Source organism: Pyramidobacter porci (assembly GCF_009695745.1).
GTDB classification, from domain to species: domain Bacteria; phylum Synergistota; class Synergistia; order Synergistales; family Dethiosulfovibrionaceae; genus Pyramidobacter; species Pyramidobacter porci.
Genome location: NZ_VUNH01000015.1, coordinates 20,836 through 27,085, shown reverse-complemented (window position 1 = coordinate 27,085; position 6,250 = coordinate 20,836). Strand labels below are relative to the sequence as shown.

Annotated in this window: 6 protein-coding genes; all 6 read left to right on the top strand. The window is 58.3% G+C overall.

Going from position 1 to position 6,250, the window contains the following annotated elements; genetic code table 11:
- A partial coding sequence (locus FYJ74_RS11530) for a 2-hydroxycarboxylate transporter family protein (RefSeq protein ID WP_195838906.1) occupies positions 1-480 on the top strand: 480 nt, incomplete at its 5' end.
- A 77-nt stretch (positions 481-557) separates the two neighbouring features.
- Positions 558-1,940: an aconitate hydratase gene (locus FYJ74_RS11525; RefSeq protein ID WP_229769477.1), complete on the top strand. Its 1,383-nt coding sequence runs from the start codon at positions 558-560 to the stop codon at positions 1,938-1,940.
- 101 nt (positions 1,941-2,041) lie between these two features.
- The gene (locus FYJ74_RS11845) at positions 2,042-2,497 is read left to right on the top strand and encodes a hypothetical protein (protein ID WP_229769476.1); all 456 of its coding nucleotides are present in this window, start codon (positions 2,042-2,044) and stop codon (positions 2,495-2,497) included.
- Positions 2,498-2,948: 451 nt separating this feature from the next.
- Complete coding sequence (locus FYJ74_RS11520) at positions 2,949-4,388, top strand: sodium/proline symporter (protein ID WP_154529716.1); 1,440 nt, start codon at positions 2,949-2,951, stop codon at positions 4,386-4,388.
- Entirely contained in the window at positions 4,385-5,545 is a 1,161-nt protein-coding gene (locus tag FYJ74_RS11515; RefSeq protein WP_154529715.1) for a DUF362 domain-containing protein, read from the top strand. Before FYJ74_RS11520 ends, FYJ74_RS11515 begins: the two co-directional genes overlap by 4 nt.
- A gap of 28 nt (positions 5,546-5,573) precedes the next feature.
- The gene (locus FYJ74_RS11510; RefSeq protein WP_154529714.1) at positions 5,574-6,230 is read left to right on the top strand and encodes a metal-dependent hydrolase; all 657 of its coding nucleotides are present in this window, start codon (positions 5,574-5,576) and stop codon (positions 6,228-6,230) included.
- Positions 6,231-6,250: the final 20 nt, after the last annotated feature.

The following is a 6,250-nucleotide window of genomic DNA, read 5'->3' as shown; positions in this document are numbered from 1 at the left end:
TCCAAGAGCATTTTGCCTTCCATCGGCAAGGTCTCGATCCATATGTATGCCTACATGGTCGTCTTCTCGGCGGTGCTGAATATTGCCAACGTGATTCCTCAGGAAGTCAAGCTGGGCGCCAAGCGCCTCGCCGATTTCTTCACCAAGCCGCTGATGTGCATGTGCGGCATCGGTATCGCTTTTACCGATCTAGGAGAGTTCATCAAGGTTCTCAACTTCAGTACGGTCTTCGTGTGCTTCATGGTGGTGCTCGGCGCGATCATCGGAGCCGGCTTGGTGGACATGCTGTTTGGCTTCAACTTCGTCGAGTCTGCCATGACGGCGGGACTTTGCATGGCCAACCGCGGCGGTACGGGCGATCTGCAAGTACTTGGCGCCGGCAAGCGCATGAACCTCATGTCTTACGCGCAGATCTCGTCGCGTATCGGTGGTGCCATCATCCTCCTGCTGGCCAGTGTGGTCTTTGCGTATTTCAGGTAGAGATCTATTCTAGAGAGAAATCCTTCCACGAATTTCAAGGAGAATTCTTTATCGTTTTAATCTTAAGGAGAGGTTCTATGCGCAATCTCACACAGAAAATCCTTGCCGCTCACTTGGTTCAGCCGGCAAAGATGGTTCCGGGCGAAGAAATTCACATCAAAATAGACCAGACGCTGACGCATGACATTACGGCTGTCATGGGGTATCTGGCTTTCGAAGCTCTTGGACTGCCACGGGTGCGCACGGAATGTTCCGTGAGCTATCTGGATCACAACCTGCTTTACATCGACTACAAAACGCCCGATGATCATATTTATCTGCAGTCGATTGCTCGCAAGTATGGCCTTTACCTGTCTCGCCCAGGTAACGGAATCTGTCATTCCGTACATTACGCCCGCTTTGGAGTGTCGGGCAAAACGTTGATGGGCTCGGACAGTCACACGACGACTGGTGGCGCAATCGGCATGTTCGCCATCGGTGCCGGAGGAATGGACGTGGCCGCCTCCATGGCAGGAGTGCCCATGCGTCTGCGCATGCCAGAAGTCATCCGCGTGACGCTGACGGGCAGGCTGCGGCCGGGCGTGGCGGCCAAAGACATCGTGTTGGAAATGCTGCGCCGCGTGGGCGTAAGAGGAGGACTCGGCAAGGTCTTCGAGTACGCGGGGCCCGGCGTCGTCACTTTAGAAGTGCCCGAGCGCGGCACGATCGCCAACATGGGAGCCGAAATGGGAGCGACGACTTCCATTTTTCCCGCCGACGACATAACGCGGCATTTCTTCATTGCGCAGGGACGCGAAAACGAGTTCGTCGCGCTGGCTCCGGACGCGGGCTGTACATACGATGGCGAGATGAACATTGATCTCTCGACGCTCGAGCCGATGGTGGCCTGTCCCGATCAGCCCGACAACGTGAAAACCGTGCGCGAAGTGCCCAAGCAGAATGTGCAGCAGGTCCTCATCGGCAGTTGCACAAATGCCTCTTGTGCCGACATCAAGAAAGCGGCAGCCGTGTTCAGAGGCCACAAAGTAAATGACGATGTAAGCTGCACGGTAGCCATCAGTACTCGCCAGATTTTTAAGATGCTGCTGGACGAAGGCGTGGTCAGCGATCTGGTAGACGCCGGTGTGCGTATTACTGAAATCGCCTGCGGAGCCTGTCCAGGTATTGGGCAGGCTCCGCCTTCCGGCGGAATTTCCGTGCGTACCTCTAACCGCAACTTTCGCGGTCGCAGCGGCACGGAGGACGCCAAGCTGTATCTTGTAAGCCCCGAGGTAGCGGCGGCCACGGCGATCACCGGCGTCATTACCGACCCAAGAGACGTTATGGACGACGTGTCAACATTGGGGGCGATTCACGAGCCGACGATTTATCCGCTCAACGACAACATGCTGATCGCGCCTCTGCCAGATGGCGGCGACGTGGAAATCATTCGCGGCCCAACATCAAACCGCTGCCGTTAAACACTCCCCCCGCCAGAAAGCTGGAGGCACAGGTAAGCCTCAAAGCCGGCGACAACATCTCCACCGACGACATCATGCCAGCGAACGCGGAGTTCTCGTCCATGCGTTCCAACATCCCGCTGATCGCACGGTATACTTACTCCCGCTATGATCCTGGCTTTGTATCTCGTGCGAAATCCATGGGTACGAGCGTGATCATCGGCGGCGAGAATTACGGGCAAGGATCCAGCCGCGAGCATGCCGCCATCTCTCCCATGTTCCTTGGCGTCAAGGCCGTTATCGCCAAGTCCATTGCCCGCATCCACCGAAACAATCTCGTGAACCATGGCGTGGTCCCCTTGCTCTTCGTTGCCTCTACGGACTACGACTCCATCTCGCTGGAAGACAAGATCGAGATTGAGGCTTGGCCGGAACAAATCAAGAGTCGTTCCGTCAGCGTGGAGAATCTCACGAACGGCACAACGTTCAGAGTAAAGCTGGAAGGCTCTGATGAGGAAATAGAGATCTTGCTGTGCGGCGGCCTGCTGAACTATATTAAGAAACACCCCCGCAATTGACCGCCAAGGTACGCGCGCCAAGAGCGCACTTTGACAAGCAGACTCATCTCGCTCAAAACAAAGCCGCGAGGATTCAACTCAACGGGCTCAGTTCGAAATCTTCGCGGCTTTTGTTGTGCGTAGGTCTGTCGACAAGGAAAGCTAAGACTATCTCTTGATAAAAAGCGTTAACATAGTTTGCCGGGCGCTGCGAGGGATTTCAGTCGCTCTGAACTATCTTGACTGCTGCGCAGCTCGCTTTGTGAATCTCCCTCGCAGCGCCCTTGTGCTCAGCCTTTTAATTGAAAATTAGCATCAATCGCGATCAGTCGTTCCTATCGCATCCTCGGCGGCAGATTCTTGCTGATTGCAAAATCTTCGTTTTCGATGTAACATCACTGTGCATCGATAAAGCGTTCAGGAAATTTCGTTTGTTTCGTTTTTAATTTTCGGGAAGGGTTGCTGGAAGAGAATGGGTGTCATCATCGCGGTCATTGTCGCGTATATGGCGCTGATGCTGGGCATTGGCTGGGCGGCGTCGAAAAAGGTGAAGACGTCAAGAGACTATCTGATCGGTGGCAAAAAGTTCGGTGTACTGCTGACGGCAATGGCGCATCAGGCGGCAGGGTTGAGCGGCTGGCTGTTTTTGGCCTGGTCGAGCCAGGTGGCGTCGATGGGGTTGGCCGCCGTGTGGACTTCGGTTTCGTCGGGTTTCGCGCCGTTCGTCAACTTCTTTGCGTTGGCCAAAAAGGTCAGCCGTTTCACGGGGCTTTCGGGGGCGAAGAGTTTTATCGACCTGATCGAAGCGCGCTACTACGACGAGGACAAAAGGGTCATCCGTGTAATTTCGGCGGTGATTATCTTCGTCTCCATCACGGTTTATATGGCCTCGCAGCTGATGGCGGCGGGCACGACATTCAAAGCGATTCTCGGCTGGGATTACAAATGGTCCATCATTCTCGCCACGGCGATCGTGACGCTCTACACTTCCGCCGGCGGTCTGCTGGCGGTGGTGTGGACCGATTTCATTCAGGGGTGCCTGATGATTTTCGCCGTGCTGGCAGGGGCTTACGTGGCGTTCAGCCAAACCGGCAGCATCGCCGATATTTTCGCCGCAGTGGGCCAGGTCGATGCGGCGAAAATGAACATCTGGATCAATCTGTGGACGATCGTGGGGCTGCTTTCAGCCGGGCTGCTGGGCTACATGGGGCAGCCTCAGTTGGTGCAGATGTTCATGGGCATGGAGAATCCCGCCGACTCGCGCAAGTCGGCAATGGTGGCTGGCTGCACGGGTGTGTTCATGCTGTTCGCAACGCTGTTCATCAACATGGCCTGCATGGTGCTGTTTCCCGACTCCGCCGACAAGAACACGAACTTTATCCGGCTGATCATGACCTATACGCCCAAAATCCTCGTGGGCATCGTCACGGCGGCGATTCTCGCGGCGGTGATGTCATCGGCCGACGCGCTGCTGCATGTGGTCAACACGACGGTATGTCAGGATTTCTACAACAAGCTGTTCAAAAACGGCACAGCGAACGACCGCGACGTGGTGCTGGTCGGTCGCGTCACGGCACTGATCGTCGGCGCTGCGGCTGCCTGGATCGCTTTCAATCCCTTCGAGGGCATTCTCTGGGTGAACTGGTGGGCCTGGGGTGGGCTGTCGACCTTCGCCCCCGTCATTCTCATCGGGCTGTACTGGAAGCGCGCCACGCGCGAGGGAGCCATTGCCGCATTGATCGGCGGCTTCGCCGGCTCGGCGCTGTGGTTCGCCGCAGGTTACTATAAGTGGCTGCATCTGACGTTCGTGGCGTTTTCCGCCGCCGCCATCCTGCTGGTGGTCGTGAGCTGGCTGACGTCGCCGCCGCCGGCCCGTGTGCAGGAAATGGTTGAAAGGCTGAGAAGCCGATGACCGACGTTTATGTCGTCAAAGGCGCCGACCCCGCGGAAATCGCTTACGAGGCGATCGACAAGGTCTTTAGGGAGGATTCGTCCGCTCTGTCGGTGCTGCTCAAGGTGAACACGGGATTCAAAGGACCGGCGGCAAGCGGGCTGTGCACGCATCCTGAGGCGGTGCGCGGACTGATCCGTTTTTTCAAGGAGCGCGGCACGAAAAAAGTTTACGTCGGCGACAGTTCCATCGTCGGCACCGACAGCATTGAAGCGCTGAAGAGCGCCGGTATTTGGGACGTGTGCCGGGAGGAAGGCGTGGAATGTCTGAATCTCGATGATTCGGGCATGGCCGAGCGCGAAATTCCCGCGCCGGTCATGGTGGAGAGGTTGAAGCTGTCGAAACTGACTTTCGAAGTGGATCGCGTCGTTTCCGTGCCGGTGATGAAAACGCATATGTACGCCGGCGCCACGTTGAGCATCAAAAACATGAAGGGCTGTCTGTACCAGCGCGACAAGACGCGACTGCACCGCATTTTCAAGCCGTTGCCGGAGAATGCGCGCGGAAAATGTCTCGATTACGGGATTATGGATCTGGCCAAAATATGCTATGCTGATTACGCGCTCGTCGACGGTTTCGTTGCTATGGAAGGCTTCGGCCCCTCGGGAGGTTCGCGCGTGGACCTGGGGCTGGTCGTCGCCTCCCAGTCGCCGGCTGCCGCCGATCTGGTCTGCCTGCGGCTGATGGGCATGGAGCCCGGCGACGCGCTGCACATCGACCTGGTGCGCGAAAACAAGGGGTTAAAATTCGAGGACATCAGGGTTTTCCCTGCCGATTACCGGAAATGGGGAAGACGTTTTGTGCGCGCCGGCGAACAGGATCTGCGCCTCTCGTTTTCCAATTTCCGCGTTGTCGACCGCGGCGCGTGCAGCGCCTGCCACGCGGCTGTCCTGCAATTCTTCCGCTACCATCACGGCGACTTCCCCGACCGAAAGCTGATCACGCTGGCCTGCGGACGCGACCTGCAGGACGAGGATCTGCGAAACGGCGGCGAGATCGTGCTCGTCGGCAACTGCGCAGCGCGCTTTCGCGAGCGCTTCCCCTTTTGCAAGGGCTGCCCGCCCGTGCCCTCGCAGATCGCGCGCACCATCGCCGGCGGCCGGACATTCGACGATTAAACTGCAACGAGAAAGGAGCGATTTTCACATGAAACTGACGTTTTTGGGGCACGCCTGTTTCGATCTGTTCGACGGCGTCTATCACGTGCTCACCGATCCGTATCTGACGGGCAACGCGCTGGCCGCGGCGAGGGCCGACGAGGTGACGGCCGACTTCATTCTCGTCAGCCACTGTCACGGCGACCACCTCGGCGACACGCTCGACATCGCCCGGCGCACGGGCGCGACGGTAGTCGGCGTGGCCGAGCTGCGCGGCATGCTGACGGAGGCGGGGCTGAAAAATTGTCTCGGCAACATCGGCGGCTGGGGGCCGATGCCGTTCGGGCGCGTCAAGCTGCTGCAGGCGATTCACGGCAGCGGGCTGCCGGGCGCGCTGGCCTGCGGTTTTCTGATCGAGATGGGCGGCAAGAAGGTTTATTTCGCCGGCGACACGGCGTTTTACGGCGACATGGCGCTGCTGGCGGAGGAAAAGCTGGACGCGGCGCTGCTGCCGATCGGCGATTTCTACACGATGGGGCCGTGCGACGCGGCCCGCGCCGCACGCGCCGTCGGCGCGAAGATCACCGTGCCCATGCATTACGACACGTTCCCGCCCATCAGACAGGATCCGCAGGCGTTCAAGGCGCTCTGCGAGCCGGACAGCAGGGTCGCGGTGCTGCGCCCCGGCGAATCCCTCGAGCTGTGAACTCCTCCGCAAAAGCGTTC